The organism is Noviherbaspirillum agri (assembly GCF_054780595.1).
Map to the genome: position 1 here is coordinate 17,490 of NZ_BAAGWA010000010.1, position 24,776 is coordinate 42,265.

A 24,776-nucleotide genomic window follows, 5' to 3' on the forward strand; every position below is an offset into this window, starting at 1 on the left:
ATGCGTCAATCCGGGCGCAACCGGGTCTTGCTGAATACGGCAGTTCCCGGTACCTGCAGGAACTCCAGGGCGGTGTTCGTCACGCGCTGCGTCCGCGACGCTTCAGCCGACGACTTGAAGACAGAGGCATTGAGCAGCTCGCTGAGATTGAGGGAGATCCCGACATAAACATTGCGCGAGGGCTCGTCGGTAGTCGTGCGGCGCGACGAATAACCGCGGCTGCCGTAGCCCACGGCGAATTCGAGATAGCGCAACAAGGGATGGGTCTGCAGTACCGGAATGCCGCTCGCCTTCGCGACAAGGAGATAAGTCTGCCCGGAATAATCGCCGAACGGCTCGAAGCCGCGTCCACTGCTCGGCTGGTAAAGAAAGCGCAGGTCAATCAGGCGATCGAGCCTCGGATTTTTCTCGAGCAGCATCGCCGCGCCGATGCCGGCCACATTCATGACGGCGTCTTCGCGGCTGAACCGCCATTCCTTCGAGTAACCATCGAGCACTTCGACGGCAGTGAACGTGCCGAGCATCAGCCAGCCGGCCATTTCGAGCGATTGCTCCGGCGTGTTGCCGGCCCACTCGAATGCGCGCGAAAACAGGCGCGTGCCGGCGTAATTCATGTAAAAGTGGCCGAGCTTGTCCGCGCCGCCGCTGTACGTATTCTGTCCAAACCAGCCTTCCTTCTGCGACCGGAAAGTTGAATTGAATCCGTCCTCCCACCAGTTTCCCTTGCCGTACAAGGCAACAGCCAGCGAATTGCCGGCGATGATGCCCCATGTCCGGCGGCGGCGCTCAAGCTCTCCCTGCATGTCATCTGATGCAGTTTCGCGAACCTGGCGCGTCTCGGGACCCCATGCAGGATTTGCCGCGTAGGCTGGACGCCAGGCCCCGCCCGTATCGGTTGCCGCCTGCGCCTCCCTGTCCTGCGCCCATAAAGGTGCAGGCGACAATGCGAGCAAAACGAACAGCTGAAGTACGAAGTACACAAACAGCACAGGGAGAGCGCTCCGGCGCAGTTGCCATGGAAAGCAGGCGGCGAATCTGTTGCGGTCCATTTCTCTCCTTTCTAACAGGAACGGAGCCAGGATCACTCGTCACGCGCAGCCCTGATCCCGCGCTCCGCGTTAACTCCTGACAGCAACAACAATCCGGCGGCGAAGTAGCTGCCGGTGATCAGCATCGCCAGCCGGTGGTCTCCGTCCGAGATCCAGCTGACGAATCCGTAAGTGAGCGGACCGACGATCGACGCAAGCCGCACAGCCATGCCCCACAGGCCAAAGAATTCGCCGCGACGCGCAACAGGACTGAGCACGCCCACGAATGCCCGCGCCGCCGACTGGCTAGCGCCAAGGCACAGGCCGGCAATATTGGCTGCGATCCAGAACAGCAGCGGACCGTGTGCCATCCATGCAAGCGCAATCATCACAATCCACCCGACCAGCGTGGCGGAAATCGTGGGGACATGGCCGAACCGGTCCTGCACATAACCGAAGGCAAATGCACCGATTGCGGCAGTGATATTGACGACGATGATCAGCATCACCGTGTCCTGCGTCGAGAAACCCATCGCCTGCTGCGCATAAATGGCGGCCAGAGCAATGACAGCCTGTATGCCGGCCTGGTAGATCACGATGCAAACAAGGAAGCGTCGCAAGTCCATGTAATGCCGTGCGTGGCGTACTGTCTCCCACAGTCGCATTCCGGCCTGCCCGATGACATGCCTTACCGCCCCCTGCCCTTGCGGCCTGGCGCGCTCCTGCAGAAACAGGAAAGTCGGCAGGCTTGCGGTGCCGAACATCGCCGCGGTAATCAGCATCGTGATCGGCACGAATTCCCGCGCTTCATGCCCGGCGGCACTTGCCCAGTTCACGTAAAGAAGGCAAAGCCCCAGCGACAGCAGCCCGCCGACATAGCCGACGCTCCAGCCCCAGCCGGACAGCTTTCCCTGGTGCTGCGCAGGTGCGAGTTCAGGGAGAAAGGCGGCGGCGAGATTTTCCCCGATACCAAAGAAGGTGCTCGACAGAATGAGAAGGAGCATCGTCAGCCACAGCGTCTGCGGATCGGCGAGCGACAAGGACGCCGTGGTGGCGACGCAGCCGACGGTTGAAATGAGCAGCAGGCGTTTCTTGTTGGCGCGCAGGTCGGCGTACGCGCCGATGGCAGGGCCGAGCACCATCAGCAAGACATTGGCAAGCGCCAGGGCGGCCGTCCATGCCAGCGTTGCCCAGGATTTTTCTTCGGCCACCACGGCGACGAAGTAGGTGTTGAAAATGGCGGTAATGACGACCGTGGTGTAGCTCGAGTTGGCGAAGTCGTACATCGTCCAACCCCAGACCTCTCGCCAGGAAACGCCGGCGGCAAACGGGCGCACTTTCTCTGAAACGGCAATGTTTCTCGATGTCGACATGTTCTTGTTGAATCTTGGTACAACAATGAACGCGATTGACCGGCAATAAGGAAGTGCGATTGCGAACTACTAAGGTGTGGCCATACCCACATTGCAGAGGCCGCCGTGAACGAACCTGTCGCCGCCAGAAAGCCCGCTGCGGAGGAGTTGTTGGCAATCGTACAGCAACTCGCGGCTGAAACGCATCCCGGCCATGCCGTCAAGGTCCACCTTCGCACTTCCTTTGAACGGGACCTGGGGCTCGACAGTCTTGCGCGCGTGGAGCTGATGCTGCGCATCGGCAAGTCTTTCGGTATCGAACTTCCTCCCGAAGCGCTCTCCGAGGCGGATACACCGGACGCCGTGCTGAGGCTGCTGGGCCAGGCGCCTTCGGAGCAGACACCGTCCGCAGGCACGTCGTTCCCTGATGGGCGCGCAGCGGGTTTGCCGCATGAGGCGGCGACCCTGCTCGACGTCCTGGAGTGGCATGCGCAACAGCAGCCGGAACGTATGCACATCCTGCTGCACGGAGAGCAGCATCAGGAGCAGGCGATCCGCTATCGCGAGCTACTGCAGGCTGCGCGCACTGTAGCCGGAGGGCTCGCGGAACAGGGACTGCAGCTGCGCCAGACGGTCGCGCTGATGCTGCCTACCGGATTCGACTACCTTGCCTGCTTCTTCGGCGTCATCATCGCCGGCGGTGTGCCGGTACCGATCTATCCTCCCGCGCGCATCGCGCAGATCGAGGAACACCTGAAGCGCCATGCGCGCATTCTCTCCAACGCGCAGGCGGCGCTGATCATCACTGTGCAACAGGCCAAACCGGTGGCGGTGATGTTGCAGGCCGCAGTCCCGAGCCTGAAGGCGATCGTCACGCCCGACGAGCTGCGCAATGCATCCGCGCTGCCACGCTTTCAACCGCACGCTGGCGACCTTGCTTTCATCCAGTACACCTCCGGCAGCACAGGAGATCCCAAGGGCGTGGAGCTGACGCACGCCAACCTGCTGGCGAATGTCCGTGCGCTCGGCCAGGCCGCGCAGGCCACGCCGGAGGATGTCTTCGTGTCATGGCTTCCGCTCTATCACGACATGGGGCTGATCGGCGCCTGGTTCGGCTCGATGTACCACGGCATTCCCCTGGTGCTAATGTCCCCGCTGGCCTTCCTCTCGCGGCCGGTGCTGTGGCTGCAGGCGATCAGCCGCCATCGCGGCACGATTTCCGCCGCGCCGAACTTTGCGTACGAGCTCTGCACGCGCCATATCAGCGATGCCGCGATGGCAGGCCTCGACCTTTCCAGCTGGCGCCTTGCGCTCAATGGCGCGCAACCAGTCAATCCGGGCACGCTGCAGGCATTTGCGTCGCGATTCGCTCGCTGTGGATTTCGCCGAGAAGCGCTGACGCCGGTCTACGGCCTAGCCGAGTCCTCGGTCGGGCTTGCATTCCCGCCGCTGCTGCGCGGACCGCGCATCGATGCGATCCGAGGAGAATCATTCAGCCGCGACCGGCTTGCAGTACCGGCAGGCGCGGAAGAAACCGAGGTGTTGTCGATACCATCCTGCGGCCGGCCGTTGCCCGGCCATGAGATCCGCGTGGTGGACGAGACGGGCGTCGAACTGCCGGAACGGCACATCGGGCGTGTCGAATTCCGCGGCCCCTCCTCCACTGCCGGCTACTATCGCAATCCCGATGCCACGGCCAGGCTGATCCGTGACGGCTGGCTCGATACGGGCGACTTTGCCTATATGTCGGACGGCGAAATTTTCATTACCAGACGAGTAAAGGATCTTATCAAGCGCGGCGGACGCAATCTGTACCCGTATGACCTGGAACAGGCGGTGGGCAACGTGGCGGGCATACGCAAGGGTTGTGTTGCCGTTTTCGGCAGCCGCAAGGCTCCGGGTGACAAAGGCGGCTGGGCTGGCGCAGCGGGCAGAGCGGGCACCGGCGACACAGGGAACACAGAGCGGCTGGTCGTCATGGCGGAAACCCGGGAACGCGACGACGCAAAGCGCGCGCAGCTGCGCCAGACTCTTGCGCAGGTCGCGGTCGATGTGACCGGCATAGCGCCGGACGATATCGTGCTGGTGCCGCCGCATTCCGTGCTCAAGACCTCGAGTGGAAAGATCCGTCGCCAGGCGTGCCGCGACGCCTACGAGCAGGGAAAAGCGGCAGAACCTGCGGATGCGCCGTGGCGGCACGGGATGCATCTTGCGCTTGGCACCGCACTAGCGCGGACAACGATCCTTGCACGCCGCTGCACGGCCTTTTGCTACGGCGCCTACGCGTGGGCCGTACTCGCGCTGCTGGCTTTGCCGTGCGGAGCCCTGCTGCTTCTGCTGCGCAATCCGCCGTTTGCGCGCCGCTTCGCACGCCATGGTGCGCGTCTGCTGCTGCAGCTGACGGCGATGCCAGTCAGCGTCAGCGGGATGGAACGGCTGCCGAAGCAAGCACACATCCTGCTGGTGAACCACTCCAGCTATCTGGACGCGATCGTGCTGACGGCGGTACTGCCTGACCGTCCCGGCTATGTCTTTGCAGCAAAGGGCGAATTTGTGCGGCAACCATTGATGCGACGGCTGCTGCAGGCGCTCGGCACCCTGTTCATCGAGCGCATCGACACCACGCGCAGCACCGAGGATGTCGAGAAGATGGTCGCCGCGCTGAAGACGGGACAACACCTCGTGGTTTTTCCGGAAGGCACCTTCACCCGGGCGGCCGGCTTGCGTCCTTTCCGCTCCGGCGCTTTTGTCCCCGCGGCCAAGGCTGGCGTTCCGCTGGCGGTTGCCGGATTGGGCGGCACCCGGTCGGCATTGCGCTCCGGCTCCTGGTGGCCGCGCCGCACCACACTGGCGTTCGACGTCGGCGCCCTGCACCCGGCTCCAGGTCAAGAATGGCGCGACATCGTGTCGGCAAGCGCCGTCGCACGTGCCACAATGGCACAGCTGTCCGGGGAGTTCGCCTGGCCGGAGTAAATCATTCCCCGGAACATTTGATTGGCGATCCAATCGAAACTATGCGGTTTTCAATTACCGAAGGACACGTGAAACATGAACGCCCCCATCGAGACGGACACCACCCGTCAGACACCGCAGCACCAGGACTTCAGCATGGAGCGGATCAGCCGCCTCGTCGCCGACCTGGAAGAGGAACTGTCCCGCGCCGACCTGCCGCAGGCAGACGACCTGCGTGAAGAAATTGACCGGCTCAAGCAGCTGCTGGCATCGCCACGACGGGAGGAAGGTTGGGTTCGGGAAAGATTGCATTCGTTGCATAACGGCTTGCAGGACGTGACCGCCAAGGTCGAGGGCGAAGTGCTGCGCGACAGCCCCTATATCGCCGAGATCGGCCGGATCCTCGGTCTGGTATAGCCTTCGCCTTTCCTGAAGCGATCGTTCGCAGCCTGCGCCCATGCCGCCTTGAGCCCGCTCAATCCGGCCCGCGCCACGGAGCACACACTGATACCTCGTTCATCACTACACATGGAGACAAGGTATGGCAGAAAAACTGGATATCGGCGAAATCTGCAACCGTGAAGTGGTCTTTGCCACCGAGGACATGCCGCTGAAACAGGCCGCGCAACTGATGCGCGACCAGCACGTCGGCAGCCTGGTTGTGGTGCGGGAGGCAGAGCTGGGGCGGATCGTCGTCGGCATGCTGACCGATCGCGATATTGCCGTCGTGGCGATGGCGCGTGATTTTGACCCGCAAACGCTGCGCGTGGGCGACATCATGAGCGCCGAACCGGCCACCGCGCACGAGAGTGATTCAATGCATGAGGTGATGCACCTGATGCGCCAGCGTGGCGTGCGCCGCATTCCCGTGACCACGGACAAAGGCGTCCTCGTGGGCATCGTCACGCTCGACGACCTGCTTGGCATCATGGCCGAGCAAATGCAGGGCTTCGTCCAGGCGATTGCCAGCGAAGCGAGGCACGAGGCGCGCAGCCGCGTATAACCATTGTCGCCAGCCTGTCAGCGTGACGATATCCAGTGACGCTATGCGCTGCACAATGCGATGCACGATGCGGAGAGATTTGCGGGACGACGCCCGGCCGATGTTGACATTGAACTGATCAGGGTGACACCCATGAGCAAACCGATATCCTCGATCATGCATCGCATCGTCAGTCCCGTAAGCATGGACGACACGGTGGAGGATGTGGAAACCTTGATGCAGACCCACCGGATTTCTTCGACGCCGGTCTACGATGCCGACGGTGCAATCCTCGGCATCATCACGTCCACCGACCTCGTGAAGTTCCATTCCACAGGCAGGGACCCGAAGAACGTCAAGGCATGGGAAATCTGCACCTACCGTCCGGTTGAAGTCCGGCCGGACACCCCGATTTCCGAAGTCGCGGACCTGATGCTCACGCATCGCATCCACCATGTCGTCGTGATGGAGAACGAACGCATGGAAGGCATCGTTTCGGCACTGGACTTTGTGCGGCTCTTTCTCGAAAAGAACGGGAAGTAAGGCGTGCGCGCCAGCGCTGAGCAATAGCATCCGGTAATGCCCGCCTTGCTCTGCCCGGTAATACCCGCGACTTCGTCCCGTCGCTCCGGAGCCTACTTGCGCGGCGGCCGTCCAAGCCGTTTTTCCACCTCCAGTACATGCCGCGTCGTCTTCAGCAGCGTGTCGGGGTTCAGGCTGATGGAATCGATGCCCAGCTCCACCAGGTACTCCGCCACTTCCGGGTAATCGGATGGCGCCTGGCCGCAGATGCCCGAATGCCGCTGGTTCCGCCGCGCGCCCTCCACCGTCATGCGGATCATCGTCTTCACGCCCTCATCCCGCTCGTCGAAGTCGAAAGCGACGATCTCGGAATCCCTATCCACACCGAGCACCAGTTGTGTCAGGTCGTTGGAGCCAATCGAGAAGCCGTCGAACAGCTGCGAGAAACCGTCGATCTGGATCACGTTGTTCGGAATCTCGCACATCACATAGATTTCCAAGCCGTTGTCGCCGCGCCGCAAGCCGTTCTTCGCCATGCACTCAAGCACAGTCTGCGCCTCCTGGATGCGACGGCAGAACGGGATCATCAGCTTGACGTTGGTCAGTCCCATGTCGTCACGCACGCGCTTCATCGCCTCGCATTCAAGCGCAAATCCCTCGGCGTAGGCCGGGTGCGCATAGCGCGATGCGCCGCGAAAACCCATCATCGGGTTTTCCTCCTTCGGCTCGAACCAGCGCCCGCCCAGCAAGCTGGCGTATTCGTTGGTCTTGAAGTCCGACATACGCACGATGACCGGCCGCGGATAGAAGGCGGCGGCGATGGTGGCCACGCCTTCCGACAGCTGCCGCACGAAGAAATCCCCCGGCCGCGCGAAGCCGCGCGTCAGGCGCGCAATTTCTTCGCGCACCTTGTCGTCGTCGATGCGCTCCGGGTGCACCAGCGCCATCGGATGCACCTTGATGTGCTCGGCAACAATGAACTCCATGCGCGCCAGTCCGACGCCATCCGCCGGCAGGAAGCTCGTCTTGAAGGCAACATCGGGATTGCCCAGGTTGACCATCAGGTGCGTCTGCGGACGCGGCAGTGTGGACAGGTCGGTGCGGATGGTCTTGAACGGAATCGTTCCCTCGTACACCCGCCCGGTGTCGCCCTCCGCGCAGGAAATCGTCACAACATCGCCGGTCTTGATGCTTTCCGTCGCCGTATCGCAACCGACGACGGCCGGCATGCCGATTTCCCGCGCGACGATTGCCGCGTGACAGGTGCGCCCGCCACGGTTGGTCACCAGCGCCGCCGCGGTCTTCATGACGGTGCCCCAGTCGGGCGTGGTGGTATCGGCAACCAGCACTTCTCCCGGACGGAACTGGTTCAGTTGGGACACATCGGTGACGACGCGCGCCACGCCGGTACGCACCTTGCCGCCGACGGCACGGCCGCGCGCCAGCACCTTGCCCTTCCCTTCCAGCACATACTCCTCCAGCATGCCGGATTCCTTCCGGGAGGCGACCGTCTCCGGGCGCGCCTGCACGATGTACAGCTTCCCGTCGAGACCGTCCTTGGCCCACTCCATGTCCATCGGAACCGGATGCCCGGCCTTTTCGCTGTAGTGCTCCTCGATGATCATGGCCGCCTGTGCAAGTTGCAGCACTTCATCATCTTCGATACAGAAGCGCCGCTGCAAATCCTTGGGCGTCGGCACATTGCGCGTGGTCTCCCGTCCGGCGGCACTCGCATAGACCATGCGGATCTTCTTGGCGCCGAGCGTTCTGCGCAGCACCGATTGCTTGCCCGCCTTGAAGGTCGTCTTGAAGACATAGAATTCATCCGGATCGACGGTGCCTTGCACCACGTTCTCCCCAAGTCCGTAGGCGCCGGTGATGAAAACCGTATCGCGAAAACCGGTCTCGGTATCAAGCGAAAAGATCACGCCGCTCGCGGACAGGTCGGCGCGCACCATCTTCATGATGCCGACAGAGAGCAGTACCTTGAGATGATCGAAGCCGTTATCCACGCGGTAACGAATGGCACGGTCTTTGAACAGGCTGGCAAAGCAGTGCTTGACCGAATCCAGCAGCTTTGCCTCGCCGGAAATGTTGAGGAAGGTTTCGTGCTGCCCGGCAAAGCTGGCGGTGGGAAGGTCCTCTGCCGTTGCCGAACTGCGCACGGCCACGGTGAGCTCCGGACCGTACTCCTGCCGCAGCGCCGCGTAGGCCTCGAGTATCTCGGATACCAGGTCGTCCGGCAGCGGCGCGGCATAGATGATTTCCCGCGCCCGGCGTGCCCGCCGCGCAAGGTCGTCCACGTCATTGACGTCCAGCCCGTCCAACGCCTCGCGCAGCCGGCCCCAGCCGCCTGCCTTGTCCAGCACATAGCGGTAGGCTTCGGCCGTGACCGCGAAACCGTTCGGCACCTTCACCCCTTTCGGCGTCAGCTCCCGGTACATCTCGCCCAGGGAAGCATTCTTTCCGCCCACCAGGGGCACGTCGGCAATACCCAATTCGGAAAACCAGCGGACATAGGATGCGGGGCTGTTTGCCATGTCAGGCTCCATGAAGTTTCAGGCGCACTGGAAGCAACGCGCCAAGGGTTGCATACGGGGCAGAACGATCACGGCTAGGTTACTCCACGCGCTGCTGCTTTTGCTTAACCGCGTTCAAATAACTTGATCCGCATGCGGGTCACCGGCACTTTCCGCACTGCCCGGAGCAGTCGGCCGGAGACCGTCGCACAGGGGGCGGAAGGCGGCGCTCATGGGGCTCGAAAGCAGCGCCGTACTAAGTTAAGATGGTCAGGCCTGATTACGATAAGAAAAGGAGCATCCATGACTTACAAGACCATCGTGGTATACGTTGACGACGCCGCCAATGCCGAAGCCCGCATCGAACTCGCCGCCCGTCTCGCCAAGGCCGAAGACGCACACCTGATCGGCTCGGCCATGACCGGCGTCTCCCGGTTCCTGTTCGAAACCATGTCCGCCGATGCCGGCACCGCCGGCATCGCGCCGTTCCTTGACACGATCCGCCAGCGCACCGAGCGCCAGCTCACGCCGTTCGAAACCATTGCGCGCCGTGTCGGCGTCAGTTCGTTTGAGAAGCGCATGACCGACGATGAAGCGGCCGGCGGTCTGAGCCTGCAGGCGCGCTATAGCGATCTGGTGATCGTAGGACAGTATGATCCGGACGGTAATGCTCCGTCGACCTACGCCGACCTGCCCGAGTATGTGGCGATGAACGGCGGCAGCCCGGTGCTGATCGTGCCTTACACCGGCACATTCGCGAGCGCCGGCGAGCGCGTGATGATTGCCTGGGATGGCAGCATGGAAGCGACGAAAGCAGTGCACAGCGCAATCCCGCTGTTGCGCCGCGCGAAGAACGTGGATGTTGTCGTCTTCAATGCACGCTCGGAAGCCGGCGCGCATGGCGAACAGCCGGGGGCAGATATCGCGCTCTATCTGGCACGCCACAACATCAAGGTGAATGTGCTCGAGCAAAGCACTGACATTGACATCGGCAATGCACTGCTGTCACTGGCGGCAAACCAGAACGCCGACCTGCTGGTGATGGGCTGCTATGGCCATTCACGCTTCCGCGAAGTCTTGCTGGGCGGACCGACCCGGACCGTGCTACAGACCATGACGATACCGGTGTTGACGGCGCATTAAGCGTCTCACACCACCCTCCGCACAAGCCTCGTCACCGCCTGCAGGTCGGTGAAAAGGGACAGGGGCGCTTTCGAGGCGCCCTTGCTTCTTGCATATGGTCACTGAAGACCGGCGGAACGCGGTCTACGCGCCCTTCTTCACGCCAGCCCCGGGAAAGAACACCGAAACGACCGTACCCTGCCCGTCCTTCTTTCGCTGCACGCTGACCTTTGCCTTGTGCTGTTCGGCGATTTCCTTGACGATAGCAAGGCCAAGGCCCGAGCCACTGGGGTCCCCATCTGCGGATTCCTTGCGCGGAATGCGGTAATACGGCGTAAAGATCTTTTCCATTTCCTCTTCCGGCACCGGATCGCCGTCGTTACAGACGCGCAGCATGACCCCGTCCGCTTCCCTGGCAATCTCCACCTGGATTTCGCCGTGCGGCGTGCCATACCGTGAAGCGTTGTCGACCAGGTTTTGCACCAGGCGCTGCAGCTTATACGGGGCGCCCTGCACCGTATATTCCTCCGATGCATCCAACCCGATGCTCTGCCCGCGCCGTGCGAGCAACGGTTCCTGCGCGGTAATGACGTCGCAACATACTTCGTTGAGCGATACCGGACGGAACGCTTCATCGTCCACGCTGGCCGTGATACGGCTGAAAGCGAGCAATTGTTCCGCCAGCTTCGTGGTGCGGCGCAGTCCGACCAGCGCATCCTCAAGGGATTTCTTGCGTTCCTCCGCGGTCTGCGCGCGGTTCGCATTCTCGATATGCACCTGCAGTCCGGCAATCGGTGTGCGGATCTCGTGCGCGGCAGCATCGATGAATCGCTTCTCGCGCTCGAAAGCCGCCTTTACCCGGTCGAGCAAGTTGTTAAGCTCATGAACGATCGGAGCAAGTTCTGCCGGCGTGTCCGTCAGCTCGATCTTTGCCAGCGACTCCGGCTCGCGTTTGGCAATGCGATCGGCAAGTTCGCGCAGCGACCGGGTATTGAAGGACAGCACGAAATTGACGGCAAGTAGCATCAGCAAGCCGCCGGCTGCCAGCGGGAGCAGGATCGAGGCGCCCAATTCGCTTGCCAGTTCGTGGCGGACCTCTTCCTTCTCGGCCGCCAGCACCCAGACGTTGCCGGATCGCAGCGTAAACACTTCCCACACATCCGGTCCGATCGTATTGCTGCTGAATCCTGCCTGAAGCGGGCCGAGCGCCGTTTCCGGCGCCAGCGCGGACTTCACGAGCAAACGGCCTTCGTCATCCCATATCTGGAAAGCGATCTTCGTTTCATAAGGATGGCCGTAGTCTTCCGGCTCGTCGCCTTCGGCGTATTCCAGTTCCTTCGGCAGGCTGATGATGATGGGCTGCGTGATGCTTGCCAACTCGACCTGGCGTGCAACGAGTGCCTCAAGCACGCGGGCCGACGTCGCAAGCCTGGCACTGAAAATTTCTTCCGACTCGTGCCGCGCCACATCGTTGACCGCAACGCCGATAGCACCAAGGATGAGAACCATGCAGGCGAGCGTGCCGGTGACCAGCCGTCGCCGGATCGAATAGCGGCGCGTGTTCATGCATCCACCTGCCCGATGCGATAACCGACACCGCGTATCGTGCGGATTACCGAGGCAGAGATCTTTTTCCTGATGTGGTGCACATGCACGTCGATCGCATTGCTTTCCACCCCTTCGCCCCAGCCATACAGTGATTCCTCCAGCTGGGCACGGCTGAAAATCTGCTGTGGGTTTTCGATCAGGCGCTTGAGCAGCATGAACTCGCGTCGCTGCAGCTCCACTGGTTCGCCTTTCCACAGGACAGAAAAATTGGCCAGGTCGAGCACCAGTCCGCCAAGCTGCAGCTGGTTGACCGGCAGCCCGCTGCGTCGCCGTTCCAGCACGCGGATACGCGCCAGCAGTTCGTCGAGTTCGAAGGGTTTGACAAGATAATCGTCGGCGCCAAGGTCGAGGCCGAGGATGCGGTCCCGCGTCGCATCACGCGCCGACAGGATGAGGACGGGAACGGAATTGCCGCCGGCACGCACCGCCTTGAGCACCTCGGTGCCATCCATCTTCGGAAGGCCGAGGTCAAGGATCACGAGGCCGAAGGGATTGTCAGTCATTGCGCGGACGGCCGACGGGCCGTCCTGCACATGCTCGACAATGTAATGCGCCCGCTGCAGCGCCACCAGCAAGCCGGAGGCCAGCAGCTGGTCATCTTCTACAAGAAGTATTCGCAATTTTCTGTGCCGTTTCCCTGGTATGCGCGTAATGGGCGCTTGTGCGCATTATCGGCGCTTGGCTGCGATCTTTTCAAGAAGCGCGTTGATTTCCTTGCGGCGGCCTTCGTCGGCCAGCTTGCGCCCCGGTCTTGCCGGCGCGGCAAGCGCTTTGCGCAGGACCTTCTCTGCGTTGTCGAGGTCGCCCGAGCGGAACAGGAAATCACCATAGAAGTAGTTGGGATCAATGCCGTCCGGATTGACTGCCAGACCTTTCTTCAGCAGTTCGAATGCCTTTTTGTCATCGCCGAAACCGAGCGGCCAGCCCGGCACCTGGTAGTACAGCGAACCGAGGCTGGTATAGGCGGAGCCGGCCAGCGCGTCGGGATTGATCTCGAGCGCGCGCTCGAAGGATTTCTTTGCATCCTTTACCAGCGACAGCGCACCAAGACCGCCCTTCGCGCCGGCCTGGCTGGCTTCGATGATGCCGTGCCAGATCAGCACTTCTGCTCGGTTGGGATTGCGCTCAATGGCCTTCGCCGCCTCGCCGACAAGGCGGCCGAATTCCTTCTCCTGCTCTGCGGCCGGCATCTGGTATTTCACGCGCTCCCACTCGTGCTGCAGCTTGGCGACGTCGTCGTCCACCGAAGCCAGCGCCGGATTCACGGCCAGCAATGCTGCCGCGAGCATCGCGACAAACAGTTTTTTCATTGCATTCATATGAACCTCACTTTGATCGAATTCGTTTTATTTTGTTTACCTGGGCAGGTGCTTGCGGATGACCGGCAGCTGGGAAAAGATCGCCTTGTCCGGCATCTTCGGCAACAGGTGGTTGATGAGCACGAAGAAGGATTCCTTCGCCCCGAGCTTCGTTTCCCATGCCGTCCCGCGCAGGAACTGCAGGAACTGCCGTGCAACGTGCTCCGGCGTGTCCTGCGCATTCTTCAGCTCGCGGTTCATCGCCTCGACAGGCGCGCTGTTGATCGCCGTTGACGTCGCCCGCGGTGCGAAATGGCGCACGTTGATCGACGTGTCGGACAGTTCGCGGCGCAGCGCTTGGGTGAAGCCGCGCAGCCCGGACTTGCTCGCGCAGTACGCGGCAAAGCCGGGATAACCGACATAGCCGAAGATCGAGCCGATGTTGACGATTTGTGCCGCAGGCGCGCGCCGGACCAGGGGCAGCAACTGCCGTGTCAGCAGCATCGGTGCCAGGAGGTTGGTGTCCAGCAGTCTGCGGATCGCGTCCACATCCTGGGTGTCGAAGGCGTGGAAATCGCTGGCACCGGCATTGTTAACAAGCAGGTTCATGCCCCCGAGCTGGTGCGCCTTGTCCTCGATTGCAAGCAGCGTTGGCTGTTCGGTGACGTCGCCGGCCACGATGTGCACGTGCGCCCCAAGCTCCTTCTTCAATGTCTCAAGCACAGCAACGTTCCGCCCGACTAGGACCAGCCACTCCGCATGCGGCGCAAGCTCCCGCGCGATGGCCTTTCCTATGCCGCCGCTGGCGCCCGTCAGCACGGCGCGCAGCGGCGCATCTGCAAAACTGACCGACATCTCAGGCCTCCGTCTCAAAGAACTTTTCCTTGGCTGGCAAGCTGCGGAAAATGTCTCCATACAGCCGGTAGAACATCCGTGCGCAATGGATCACCGTTTCCTTGTCGTCGACGTCGGTCAGCTGGTTCATCAATCCCTCGAAGAAGCGCACATGCTCAAGGTCCAGCGATCCGTGCGACGTCAGGTAGCTGAACGCATTGGCAGGCAGGCCGAGTGCACCCTGGATCGTCCCGGCGGCATTGGTCGCCAGCGCCGTGCTTGTGCCTTCGAGCACGTGCACCATGCCGAAAAATCCGATCGGATTGCCGCGGTCGATCTGATGATAGGCGTACGCGACCATCAGCTCGGTCGCGGCATGCGGACGCGATGCGCGCACCATGTCGGCATCGCCGCCGCAGGCCTCGATGTCGGACAGGATCCACTCCTCATGGCCGATCTCTTCCTCGATGTATTCGGCGATTGCCTTGCGCAGCCATTCATGCCGGCCGGTGAGCCGGCTGCCGCAGGCCATCAGCAAGGAGACGGTGTGCTTTACATGGTGGTAGGCCTGTCCGAGAAAGGCGATGTATTGTCCGGTCACGATGTCGCCGCGAAGCGCATCGCGTATGACCGGCACACTGAAGAGCTCTTGCCGGCTGTCTTCGGTACGTTGTTGCAGTTGCTGGAAAAAACTCATTTCATTCTCCACAGTTGTCGTACAGGGATTCGATTTGTTGCTGGTGGCGCTGCCAGATTGCGTCGCGCCGGGGGCGGCCGTTTGCAGTGACAAGTCCGTTGGCCGGAGTGAACGGCTCGACCGCGATCCAGCGCCGGACCTGTGCGTAGTCAGGCAGGTGGGCATTGACCTGATCAATTACCGCCTGCAATGCCGCAGGCGGCACCTGTGCTGACATGGGGACGATCGCCGCGACCAGATACGGGCGCGCATCGCCGAAAACCACCGCTTGTGCCACCAGGCCAGTGCCGATCAGCGCGGCTTCCGGCCATTCGGGCGAGACGTTGCGGCCGAAAGCCGTGATCAGGATGTTTTTCTTGCGTCCGCTGATGTTCAGGAATCCAGCCGCGTCGAGATGGCCGATATCCCCCGTCGGCAGCCAGTCGCGCTGCCGGCGCGTTTCGCCGAGGTAGTGCGCGATGCCCTTTCCGCCGACTTCGATTTCACCGTCGGCAGCAATCCGCACCAGGCGATTCGGCAAGGGGATGCCGGCACTGCCCGGGCGATCCGCGCCGGGAATGTTGAGCGAGACGACCGAGCCGCACTCCGACAGGCCGTAGCCTTCATAGACCGGAAAACCCTTGTCGCGCGCGGTCCTGATCAGTGCCGCCGGTGTCTTCGCGCCGCCCACCGCCACGAACTTCAGGGTGCGGATGCGCTCGTCATTCGTCGCAGCGACTGCGACCAGCGCCTGTAGCATCTGTGGCAGCAGGATGACGCTCTCGGCTTCGTAACGCCGGATCGCGTCGAGGCATGCATGCGGATCGAATTGCGCGGCTCCGCTTAGGCCGGTCTCCGACAGCGGCGGGCAAATCGTCGTCGCGCCAGACAGCAGGGCCGTGTAGACGCCTGCAATATTCTCAAGCAGGACCGGCAAAGGCAGCAGGCAGAGATGCCGCTTGATTCCCAGACTGTCCAGGCGCGCGTGCAAGGCATGCGCGACATCCCACTGCTGCTCGCTGCTCAGGCATACGCCTTTTGGCTCGGACGTGGTGCCGGATGTGAAGGTGACCTTCTGCACATTCGCCAGGTCGGGACGGGACTTCTCCTGCGCTCTTTGGTGCATTATTTCCTGCGGCAGCTCGCGCAGCAGGAGGCTGCCGTCGCATGGAACGGCTTCCGTGAATCCCAGGGCGGCGCCGTGGCTCGCCTGCATGCAGAACAGGGCCTGTACGCCGCTTGCCCCGATCGCATGCATCCACTGTGCCGGCGTGAAGAACGACGGCAGCGGAACGAGCGTGATGCCCAATGCCTGTGTGGCGAGATCGGCGGCAATCCACTCCGGTGAATTGTCCGCAAGGATTGCAACCGGTGCGCCCGGCTGGCGGCGCGATTTCAACGCTTCGCACAGATGACGCACGCGCTGGTCGAGCGTCGCTCGGCTCCATGACGCGCCGGCGCCGGCTGTGATGGAGGCTGAATCGGGAAAGTTATCTTGATAGTTGTGCATAGCCTGCGCGGATATCTCCAAACATGACCTGGGGTTTGGTGTCGTAATAGCTGCCCCAGCTTTCGCCGTGGTCGGGCAGCCGGGCGGGATCGGCCGCTGCGAGCGCGGTCGGCTTGAGGCGCAGCCGGATGAATGAATTGAGCAGTGCGCGTGTTGCAGTAAAGGCAACCCATACCATGCCCTGCTGGTGCAGGTACCACGTCATGCAGATGATCAGTTCGCGTGCGGCGCCGGCGTGCGTCGCCGCGAGATTGCCGACTTCGACGATGTGGTGGCGGCTGACAGGCGTATTGGTGCGGCCGGCAATCTCGCACTCGAGCGGTCCGTCGAGGTACTGCTCAAGGAAGGTACTGCCGTCGCGCGCCAGTGAAAAGCCGAGCGCAGCCACCCATTGGCCGGAACTGTCCTTGCAGCCGACGAGCGTGCGGGAAAAATGGCTGACCTGCGCACCGTACATCTTGAAGAAAGTGTCGGCGATGAACTGTTGCAGCGACGCGCGCTCCGGGTGCCCAGGCCCGACCCACTCCATGCGGTATGCAGGATCGTCGGAAGCGTCATGCACCTCCGCACCTGCCGTAGCAGACGGAAAGCTGTGACAAAGTACTGCGGGTGGCATAGCCATTCAGACCTCCCAACGTTGTTGCAATGGGAGAAGACTAGGAGCCGAAGATTAAGGTGAGATTAAGTATCCGAGGGCATACTTTCGAGCTTTGTAACGAATTGCAATTTAGATAGATGCCATTCCCGCAAGACGATGTCAGGCACGCAACACCCGGCTTGCCATTTGATTTGGGCGAAGTTATATTCGGCCAAATATATTTGAGCGAAGAAAGTCTATCAGCCCGTCAACCGTTGCTTGTGTCTTGCGATGCGCGTGGACAATAAGCCGGCGTCGACAGCGGCATATTCACTTCAGTCTTACCCCGTACCTGCTGTGCTGTTTTCATATCCTCGGACGTGCCCACGCCCGCGACGTCCCGGGGAAAATTCACAAACTTGAGAGGAACTATGGATCGGGTCCCCATCCCCGACGATGTGTCGCGCTTCATCCTGCTGGCCATCCCCTCCGTGCCGTACCTGGAGGCAATACTCCTGCTGCGGCGCGACCCATCCCACCCATGGGACTACAAACAGCTCGCACGACAGCTCTATCTTGGCGACAAGGCGGCGCAGGCGCTGCTCGCTGAATTGCACGCAGGCGGCGTCGTCACCATTGCCGACCCGGAGTTATTGCTCTACCGCTATCAGCCTCCAACCGCGGACCTCGCACAGATGATCGCCCGCGTCGCGGAAGCCTACTCCAGGGACCTGATCGGCGTCACCAATCTCATCCACTCCAAGGCGAACAAGAAAGCGCAGCTTTTTGCTGACGCCTTCATCTGGCGAAAGGACACCTGACATGGCTGCCATCGTCTACATTCTTTGTGCACTCACCGCTTTCGCGTGCGCCGGGCTGCTCCTGCGCAGCTACTTCAGACAAAGGCACCGCCTGCTGCTCTGGAGCGGGCTCTGCTTTTCCGGGATGTTTCTCAACAACCTGCTGCTGGTCTTCGACAGGCTGATCTTTACCGAAGCCGATCTCGCGACATGGCGCCTCGTGGCTGCACTGGCCGCCTTGCTCCCGCTGCTGTACGGGCTGATTCTGGAGGAAGGAGAATGAACGTCAACCTGCTCCTCGCCGGCGCCATCGCCATGGCCTCGGCTACGGCCGCGCTGTTTTTCATCAGTTTCTGGAGGACCACGCGGGACCGCTTCTTCCTTTACTTCGCCGTTTCATTCGGGCTGGAAGCGGCCAATCGCGTCGCGCTTGCGACGAGCCATTCGCCCAGCGAGGACGAGCCCCTCTTTTACATGGTCAGGCTGGTTGCGTATGGACTGATCCTGCTTGCCATCGTCGAGAAAAACCGCCGGCCAAAAGAATAGAAGAACAAAAGAATGAAGTCTTTGACGACCAAACATCGCTCCTGTCCCCTCCGCGCGCTGGCTGCCCGCCTTGTCATTGCGACTGGAGCCTTGATGCTGGGCGCGTGCGCCGCGCCACCTTCTTCCGTCACCGCTCCGGCACCCGCCGTGCGTGCCGGAGAGGCTGCCTCTGCCGCCCCCGAAACCGTCCCACAAGCCGCCTCTCCTGACACCATCCCGCCGGCGCCGCCGGAGCAGACAGAAATTCCGGTGGAGACACCGCCCTCGCTGCCGCCGATCGACAAGGCGGCCACGCTGCGTGCATGGGTTGCGCAGCAAGACCGGCTCTATCGTGTCGCCGCGCCGCTGCTGGTGAAGAACACCGAGCTCTGTCCCGCACATGCCCGCAACCTGCTCGGCTTCACGGCGAAGACCAAATACTCCTATTCGGATGACTTCGTCGACGCCGCCGAGGAAGTGCTGGGCCTGGACGATCGCCTGAAAGTGATGAGCGTGCTGCCCGGAAGCGGCGCCGCCCAGGCAGGCCTGCAGCCGGGCGATATCCTGCTGGTGGCCGGGATCGAACCATTGCCGGAAGGCCAGGATGCGGAGCGCAACGCGGCCGCACTGATTGCTTCCGAGGTCCAGGGAAGCACGCAACTGAAACTCACCGTGCTGCGCAACGACGAGCGGCTCGTGCTGGACGTGCCATTGACACCGGCCTGCGCGATGGTCGTCGACCTTGGCAATACCGACAGCGTCAGCAGCTATGCCGACGGCCACCGGCTGATGATCACGCGCGGCATGCTTGCGTTCGCCCGCAGCGACGAAGAACTGGCTTATGCGCTGGCACGGGAAATCGCACACAACGTGCTGACGACATCGCCGCGCGCGGACATGGGCGCGGTCATCGACGACCTGCGCACGCTGGATGCCGCCAGCACGCCGCCGCCGCTCGCTGCGGACATCACGCCGTTCACGCCGGTGCTCGACGCCACTGCCGACAAGATTGCCTTGTACCTGCTCGTGCGCGCCGGATACGACATCGCCGACGTATCCGCCTTCTGGAAACGCCTCGCGACAGAGCACTCGGCCGAGGCTCCGAACAGTCATACGGCGCTGCATCCCTCCACCGCCTACCGCCTGTCCGTCATCACCCAGGTCGCGCGGACCATCGGAATGAAGCGCAAGCATGGTCTGCCGCTCCTGCCCTGAGCGAGCGTAAAGGCTACGCTGAACAAGTTCACGCGCGCCGCGCATCCCGACTTCGGGCGGTCCGCAGCGTTGCACATCCTCGCCATGGTCACACCATGGCTGTGGTCTGCGCCTTGCGCCCCATCCCGAATTCAGGCGCGCGCCACGCGCCATTGCGGGACTTGTTCAGCGTAGCCTTTACGCATGGTGCTGCGCGGCGACACCATCTGAACCAAGGTAAGATCGCGCCATGGATAACCTTACTCACTCGGTAGCCGGCCTCGCAGTCGGCGAACTCGTGCATCGCAGCCTGCGGCAGGAACCCGACAGCGATCGCCAGAAGACCCGCCATCGCCTGCTGCTCGTTACGTGCTGGGCTGCAAGCAGTTTTCCGGATCTTGACCTTGTCCTCACACCACTGCTCCCGGCACCACTCGGCTATCTGCTTCACCATCGCGGACATACGCACACACTTCTCTATGCAATTCCGCAAGCGCTCTTCCTGTGGGCGCTGCTCTGGGTCTTGTGGCCGGCCGCGCGCAGGCTGCTGAAGGAAAGCACCAGCGCGCGCTTCGGTTTTTTCCTCGCGGGATTCATCGGTTTCACGCTGCACATGGCGATGGATTACCTGAATTCCTACGGCATCCATCCCTTCCATCCATTCGACTCACGCTGGCTGTATGGCGACATGGTCTTCATCATCGAGCCGATGTTCTGGATGCTGCTCGGTGTGCCGCTGGCAATGATGGTGCCGAACGTCATATTGAGAACGGTGCTGCTCGCGGCGCTCGTCCTCGCCCAGGTCTTCTTCACGTTCAAGGGTTTTCTTGCGCCCGGCTCGCTGGCGGTACTGGTTGCGGCCGCGGTCCTGATGGGCGTGATCCAGCACAAGGCTGGCGCATCCGGCAGGCGTGGCTTGATCGTCGCGTTCGTGCTGAGCCTCGGCTTTGTCGGCGTGCAGGCCGCGGCATCGCGCCACGGCACCAATGTCGTCGCCGACGCCTTGCACAGGCTCGATCCGGACAGCCGCATGCTCGACTCGGCAATGACCTCGTTCCCGACCAATCCCTTGTGCTGGTCGTTCGTCTCCGTCGAGAGCAATGAAGGTGCTGGAACCTACCGGCTGCGGCGCGGTGTGTTGAGCCTCGCGCCGGACGTGGTGCCGGCCGCCGGATGCCCGGCCACGCTGGCCGAACACGTGCCACCGGACGCCGCGACGCCCGCAATTGCATTCGTCCTGGCGGAGCAAGGCAGCCTGGCGTCGCTGCGGCGACTGAAGGACGAGAACTGCCATTTCGCTGCGTGGATGCGCTTTGCACGCGCACCGATGGTGACCGCTGACGATGCATCCGATCTTCGCTTCCGCTCCACGTTGCGGAAAAATTTCACTACGATCAACTTTGCAGAATTCAGCGACCGCGAATGCCCGCGCGCCGTGCCGCAATGGGACTTTCCTCGCGCCGACCTGCTCATGCCGCAGGGTGCTCCTTCGCATTGACCAGCGACTTGCGATCTTGACGACGGGGAAGAAGAAACAATCAGTCACACTTTCCCGAAAACTTCGGCGGTGAGCGGCCATCGTAGAAGAAATCGCGCGTACGAGCATTGCGTACGGGCGACGAAAATCATCCTGATCTGATTCCTCCGAAGGAGATCCGCATGAGTTCGACAAAGAAAACATCAATAAGCAAGCGTACTGCAGCCGTTCTTGCCCTCTCCTGCTGTCTCGGCACATCTGCCTGGGCGCATGAACCGGCCAAACCGGCGTCATCCGGTTCGGCCAGCCAGTCATCAAAAAAGCCTTCGCTTGACCGCAGCGGCGCAGCGCGCACCGGAAAGGCGTCTTTCTACGGCAAGCAATTCCACGGGAAAACCATGGCGGATGGCACACCGATGAATCCCGACGCCAATATCGCCGCAAGCCGAACGCTGCCCCTTGGGACGAAAGCAGAGGTAACCAACCTGGAGAACGGCAAAAGTGAGGTCGTCGAGATCCGCGACCGAGGTCCGTATGTCGATGGGCGGATCGTTGACGTCTCGCCGAAGGTTGCAGAAAAACTCGACATGAAAGAAGCCGGCGTTGCACCGGTGGTCGTCAAGCCGATCGAAGTGCCGCAACCGGACGGGAGCGTCAAGCTTGGCACCGGCGCACCCACGACGGAGACTAGCTCCGGTCAATAAGGCTGGCAACGCGCCACACCATGCGGTGCCTGTACGTACCATGTCGGCGCCGCGTGATTTTTTGACAAGTTCCGCAGATATCCAACGGCGCTGAATTTCCCACTTTGGGTATCTTGTGGCGACAACGCACACCACAGCGGCCGCGCCTCGCCGGCCGCACCTCGCCAGCCACACCTTGCCGGCCGCAATCAATCGCACGTCTTCGCTCATTTGGTGCGTTGTTACGCCGAGCACTGGCCGCGTCATTTCCTCGAAAGCTTCATTCGGCTTGGCGTCTCTTTTGCGCCGTCTCCTTTTTCCATCGTTCTGTCTTGACCCCAATCAACGTATCCAAATCTCTCATCCAGCGCAAAACTGTTTCCATGGTTAAATCCAACCCATTGCAGTACCCGTTCCGCAGTGGAGATTTTCCGATGTCTGGCTTACCGATGACGCAGCAATTCGATTTGCATTTTTTCTCCTGGTCGGAGGCACTTGCGATCGGGCATGAGGACATCGATGCCGATCACCAGGATCTTTTCGGTATTGCCAAGCGCCTTCAGGAGGAAATGGCCGGGGAAGAACCGGAGCACTCCATCGTCGGTGCCGTGCTGGTTGAACTGATTGAACACACGGGAGGGCATTTCGAACGGGAAGAAGCGCTGATGGAAGCCGTCCAGTTCCCGCATCTCGAGCAACATAGACTCGAGCACAAGGCCTTGATGGAAAAGGTCAATACCCTGCACCGGCGCTTCATGGACGGTCGCGGCGATGTCGTGGCCGAGGTCTATGAATTTCTGCGCCGCGCGATGGTGCCGCATATCCTGCAATCGGATACAGCAATCGGCCGGCACATGCACGGCGAGAAATAGCGCAACAGCATAACGCTCTATCTACACCTCTTTTCTCGTTGCGCCCTTGCGCAGGCCGCGTGTTTGACGGCACTGCATACCGTAAGCAAAGTTCGGAACAGCGCCGGAGCAGTTTCCGCATGGCCCGGCGCAATTGGCATCAGTGTGCAGTAGCTCCCGCGCCAGTGGTGCCTTGAACTCCCTGCCCCATCCCCGCCATCCGGCGGCATTCATCGGCACAGCGGCGGCATGCCTGTGCGCACTCCTGGCAATGGTTCATCTGGTGTTTAGCGCATTCATCGCCGCAGGCATCGCATACATCGGCGCACATCTGGCAGATCGCGGTCGCAAATTCGCTTCCGCGCGCCATGTAGGCCGCGGCCATGCGGCAAATCTGCGCGCAATCCATGTCCAGTGCAATGCAGCGTGCCATTGCCTTTACATCCTGTTCCTGCAGGCAGGACGTTGCGCAGTGATCGCAACTCGCGGCGCAGTCGTAGCAGGCTTCGATGCAGGATTGGTACTGTTGGTGTGCCATGATTCTTCCTCTCAATGTTGGGTTAGATGGCCCACCGCATCCTCCTTGAGCGTCGTAACGGCCTTGTTAAGGCTTGTTAAAACCGTACTTCGCTAGAGAAGATTTATACCAATTTAGTTCGCGGAGCAGAGCTACTTGTGCGGTCGGACCAGGATTTCCCGCAATGATGGGCAGATCGAGATGAACGGTGCCTGGATGCGGCACTCGCGCAAAAAGCGGGCTTACATGTCGCGACAGGCTGCGGCGCCCCGCAGGATCGTCACAGTCTGTGGCGACAGGTATTGATGCCGAGGAGTTTGTTAAGCGGGCAGAAACCGGATACGGCCGTCAGGAAGGAAACGGCTGCCACCACCCAGGCGACAATGCGCCATCCCGTCGTCAGCTCCGCGAACATGGCGACCGCGACCATGACCACGCCCACCACAATGCGAACAGCCTTGTCCATACCGCCGACATTCTTTTCGATATCCATGACGATCACCTTTCCTTCCAGCCCGATCGCCTGTACGCGTTCTTCTGGCCGGATCTGCGCCATAGGGATCAGCGCAAATTTCAATCGAAGACAGACCTGCGCCCGCTTTGACCAGGTTTCGGCTTATCTGAGCTTGCCTGCTGCAACGCTCGGCAAAACCGCAGCCAAACCATGTCAATGTGACAGCCATGCATTGTCGAAAGTTCTACTCCTTGCCTGCAAGGCTAGGCTGTGTTTGACAAGCGTAGCGAGCGGTTTGGAGTGGTGTCGAGGAGCACACGCGTACGACTGGTACGCCGAGCACCGCAGACATCAATCCGGGCCGCGCAGTAGCTTGTCAAACACAGCCTAGGCCGGTGCCGCCTGCGGAGCTTGCCGGCACGCCGCGTCGCTCAGATCGCCCGGATCTCGGCAGGGTTCGGCGGCTCGGCGAACGGTCCGCGCGTTTCCAGGCGCTCTTCGAAGTCATCGGAAAGCTGCTCGTGTTCGCGCAGGAAGTCGCGCATCTCATGCAACCACAGGCGCTTGTCGCTCAGTCCGGAATCATCTCCCAGCGTATAGGTACGGCGATCCGCAAACAGGCGTTCCGCATCGACCTGGCGCAAGGCGAACACGCGCGCCATCACCTCCGCGACAGAGTCGGCCCCGACGCGCTGGCCGTTCAACGTGAGCTGGCTGTCGTCGTCCGCCACGCCGAGGCCGCGCGCCCTGAATGCCGGATGCTGCGCCAGCCATGCCGCGGGTGAACAAACGGTATCCCGGTCGAGCGCCTCACCGCGCGCGGTCACAAGCCTGTCGAGTTCAATTGCCGCTTCCGGAATGCCATCGATGATCGCGTAAGCATCCTTGAGCAGTTCGTAATCCGGTCCGGTATCCATCGCGCTTCCTTTCTGAAATTGAAATCCTGCTTTTAAAATCGCCTCACCAAAATCGCCTCGACGGCTCCTCAATCGCCGCGACTCTCTGTCCTGCATCACGCCGGTTCGGCAATTCAACCATGGCAATGCAGCGCAGCATAATCCCCTCGTCGGGCAGTAGCAGGTCCGAACCACAGCGGCGCTTGACTTGCGTCAACGGCCTGTTTCCGGCCGCACTGCAACGCAATTAAACCGTTCGCAGACCGTATTGGCGTTGATTGACTTGAGTCAATGTCATCGGACTCCGCTCCAATGCAGCATAGGAAAGCGCGGCGCATTTGGCCTGACTATGGTGGCGAATGCGTGCAGGACCGGGCACCGGTTTTCGACACGGCAGCG

25 protein-coding genes are annotated in these 24,776 nt (G+C 61.6%); 12 read left to right on the forward strand and 13 right to left on the reverse strand.

Annotated elements, in window-relative coordinates:
- Positions 1-5: 5 nt before the first annotated feature.
- Together ACYVIA_RS16240 and ACYVIA_RS16245 are read right to left on the reverse strand one after the other, a co-directional pair.
- Positions 6-1,049, reverse strand: a complete 1,044-nt coding sequence (locus ACYVIA_RS16240) for a DUF2279 domain-containing protein (protein WP_460842585.1) — start codon at positions 1,047-1,049, stop codon at positions 6-8.
- 32 nt (positions 1,050-1,081) lie between these two features.
- Entirely contained in the window at positions 1,082-2,401 is a 1,320-nt protein-coding gene (locus tag ACYVIA_RS16245; RefSeq protein WP_460842587.1) for an MFS transporter, read from the reverse strand.
- A gap of 105 nt (positions 2,402-2,506) precedes the next feature.
- Between ACYVIA_RS16245 and ACYVIA_RS16250 the strand changes: the two genes are divergently transcribed.
- The 4 genes from ACYVIA_RS16250 (at position 2,507) to ACYVIA_RS16265 (ending at position 6,857) form a co-directional block, all read left to right on the forward strand.
- Complete coding sequence (locus tag ACYVIA_RS16250; protein ID WP_460842590.1) at positions 2,507-5,353, forward strand: AMP-binding protein; 2,847 nt, start codon at positions 2,507-2,509, stop codon at positions 5,351-5,353.
- Positions 5,354-5,428: 75 nt separating this feature from the next.
- Entirely contained in the window at positions 5,429-5,749 is a 321-nt protein-coding gene (locus tag ACYVIA_RS16255; protein ID WP_460842592.1) for a hypothetical protein, read from the forward strand.
- A 124-nt stretch (positions 5,750-5,873) separates the two neighbouring features.
- Positions 5,874-6,335, forward strand: a complete 462-nt coding sequence (locus tag ACYVIA_RS16260) for a CBS domain-containing protein (RefSeq protein WP_460842593.1) — start codon at positions 5,874-5,876, stop codon at positions 6,333-6,335.
- A gap of 132 nt (positions 6,336-6,467) precedes the next feature.
- Entirely contained in the window at positions 6,468-6,857 is a 390-nt protein-coding gene (locus ACYVIA_RS16265; RefSeq protein WP_460842595.1) for a CBS domain-containing protein, read from the forward strand.
- A gap of 92 nt (positions 6,858-6,949) precedes the next feature.
- On the opposite strand, the gene ppsA is transcribed toward ACYVIA_RS16265, so the two are convergent.
- On the reverse strand, positions 6,950-9,376 hold the full coding sequence (gene ppsA / locus ACYVIA_RS16270; RefSeq protein ID WP_460842597.1) for a phosphoenolpyruvate synthase: 2,427 nt from the start codon (positions 9,374-9,376) through the stop codon (positions 6,950-6,952).
- A gap of 282 nt (positions 9,377-9,658) precedes the next feature.
- Between ppsA and ACYVIA_RS16275 the strand changes: the two genes are divergently transcribed.
- The gene (locus ACYVIA_RS16275) at positions 9,659-10,498 is read left to right on the forward strand and encodes a universal stress protein (RefSeq protein WP_460842599.1); all 840 of its coding nucleotides are present in this window, start codon (positions 9,659-9,661) and stop codon (positions 10,496-10,498) included.
- A gap of 123 nt (positions 10,499-10,621) precedes the next feature.
- Here the strand turns inward: ACYVIA_RS16275 and ACYVIA_RS16280 are convergent, their stop codons facing one another.
- The 7 genes from ACYVIA_RS16280 to ACYVIA_RS16310 are packed head-to-tail and all read right to left on the reverse strand — an operon-like array spanning position 10,622 to position 17,025.
- Entirely contained in the window at positions 10,622-12,043 is a 1,422-nt protein-coding gene (locus ACYVIA_RS16280) for a sensor histidine kinase (RefSeq protein WP_460842601.1), read from the reverse strand.
- Positions 12,040-12,705: a response regulator gene (locus ACYVIA_RS16285; protein WP_460842603.1), complete on the reverse strand. Its 666-nt coding sequence runs from the start codon at positions 12,703-12,705 to the stop codon at positions 12,040-12,042. Before ACYVIA_RS16285 ends, ACYVIA_RS16280 begins: the two co-directional genes overlap by 4 nt.
- Positions 12,706-12,753: 48 nt before the next feature.
- Positions 12,754-13,395, reverse strand: coding sequence for a tetratricopeptide repeat protein (locus ACYVIA_RS16290; protein ID WP_460842605.1), 642 nt, complete (start codon positions 13,393-13,395; stop codon positions 12,754-12,756).
- A gap of 45 nt (positions 13,396-13,440) precedes the next feature.
- Entirely contained in the window at positions 13,441-14,238 is a 798-nt protein-coding gene (locus ACYVIA_RS16295; protein ID WP_460842607.1) for an SDR family oxidoreductase, read from the reverse strand.
- A gap of 1 nt (position 14,239) precedes the next feature.
- A complete protein-coding gene (locus tag ACYVIA_RS16300) occupies positions 14,240-14,914 on the reverse strand; it encodes a TenA family transcriptional regulator (protein WP_460842608.1) in 675 nt (224 codons plus the stop codon).
- A 1-nt stretch (position 14,915) separates the two neighbouring features.
- Positions 14,916-16,403, reverse strand: coding sequence for an AMP-binding protein (locus tag ACYVIA_RS16305; RefSeq protein WP_460842610.1), 1,488 nt, complete (start codon positions 16,401-16,403; stop codon positions 14,916-14,918).
- On the reverse strand, positions 16,384-17,025 hold the full coding sequence (locus ACYVIA_RS16310; RefSeq protein WP_460842612.1) for a thermostable hemolysin: 642 nt from the start codon (positions 17,023-17,025) through the stop codon (positions 16,384-16,386). Before ACYVIA_RS16310 ends, ACYVIA_RS16305 begins: the two co-directional genes overlap by 20 nt.
- A 386-nt stretch (positions 17,026-17,411) precedes the next feature.
- Between ACYVIA_RS16310 and ACYVIA_RS16315 the strand changes: the two genes are divergently transcribed.
- From ACYVIA_RS16315 to ACYVIA_RS16345, 7 genes are all read left to right on the forward strand, one after another.
- Entirely contained in the window at positions 17,412-17,801 is a 390-nt protein-coding gene (locus ACYVIA_RS16315; protein ID WP_460842614.1) for a hypothetical protein, read from the forward strand.
- A 1-nt stretch (position 17,802) separates the two neighbouring features.
- Entirely contained in the window at positions 17,803-18,063 is a 261-nt protein-coding gene (locus tag ACYVIA_RS16320) for a DUF5985 family protein (RefSeq protein WP_460842616.1), read from the forward strand.
- Positions 18,060-18,326: a DUF5985 family protein gene (locus tag ACYVIA_RS16325; protein WP_460842618.1), complete on the forward strand. Its 267-nt coding sequence runs from the start codon at positions 18,060-18,062 to the stop codon at positions 18,324-18,326. Before ACYVIA_RS16320 ends, ACYVIA_RS16325 begins: the two co-directional genes overlap by 4 nt.
- A gap of 12 nt (positions 18,327-18,338) precedes the next feature.
- Positions 18,339-19,520 (forward strand): peptidase M48, encoded by a 1,182-nt coding sequence (locus tag ACYVIA_RS16330; RefSeq protein WP_460842620.1) that lies wholly within the window; start codon positions 18,339-18,341, stop codon positions 19,518-19,520.
- A 229-nt stretch (positions 19,521-19,749) separates the two neighbouring features.
- Positions 19,750-20,997: a metal-dependent hydrolase gene (locus ACYVIA_RS16335; protein WP_460842622.1), complete on the forward strand. Its 1,248-nt coding sequence runs from the start codon at positions 19,750-19,752 to the stop codon at positions 20,995-20,997.
- 161 nt (positions 20,998-21,158) lie between these two features.
- Positions 21,159-21,680: a septal ring lytic transglycosylase RlpA family protein gene (locus tag ACYVIA_RS16340; protein WP_460842624.1), complete on the forward strand. Its 522-nt coding sequence runs from the start codon at positions 21,159-21,161 to the stop codon at positions 21,678-21,680.
- Between the two features lie 413 nt (positions 21,681-22,093).
- Positions 22,094-22,531 carry a bacteriohemerythrin gene (locus ACYVIA_RS16345; protein ID WP_460842625.1) on the forward strand — a complete coding sequence of 146 codons (438 nt, stop codon included), beginning with the start codon at positions 22,094-22,096 and terminating at the stop codon, positions 22,529-22,531.
- Positions 22,532-22,670: 139 nt separating this feature from the next.
- Here ACYVIA_RS16345 and ACYVIA_RS16350 read toward each other — a convergent pair whose 3' ends face one another.
- The 3 genes from ACYVIA_RS16350 to ACYVIA_RS16360 all read right to left on the reverse strand — a co-directional run bounded on the left by ACYVIA_RS16350 (position 22,671) and on the right by ACYVIA_RS16360 (position 24,398).
- Positions 22,671-23,048 (reverse strand): four-helix bundle copper-binding protein, encoded by a 378-nt coding sequence (locus tag ACYVIA_RS16350; RefSeq protein WP_460842628.1) that lies wholly within the window; start codon positions 23,046-23,048, stop codon positions 22,671-22,673.
- Between the two features lie 259 nt (positions 23,049-23,307).
- Positions 23,308-23,583, reverse strand: coding sequence for a YgaP family membrane protein (locus ACYVIA_RS16355; protein WP_460842629.1), 276 nt, complete (start codon positions 23,581-23,583; stop codon positions 23,308-23,310).
- Positions 23,584-23,912: 329 nt separating this feature from the next.
- On the reverse strand, positions 23,913-24,398 hold the full coding sequence (locus ACYVIA_RS16360; RefSeq protein WP_460842630.1) for a hypothetical protein: 486 nt from the start codon (positions 24,396-24,398) through the stop codon (positions 23,913-23,915).
- Positions 24,399-24,776: the final 378 nt, after the last annotated feature.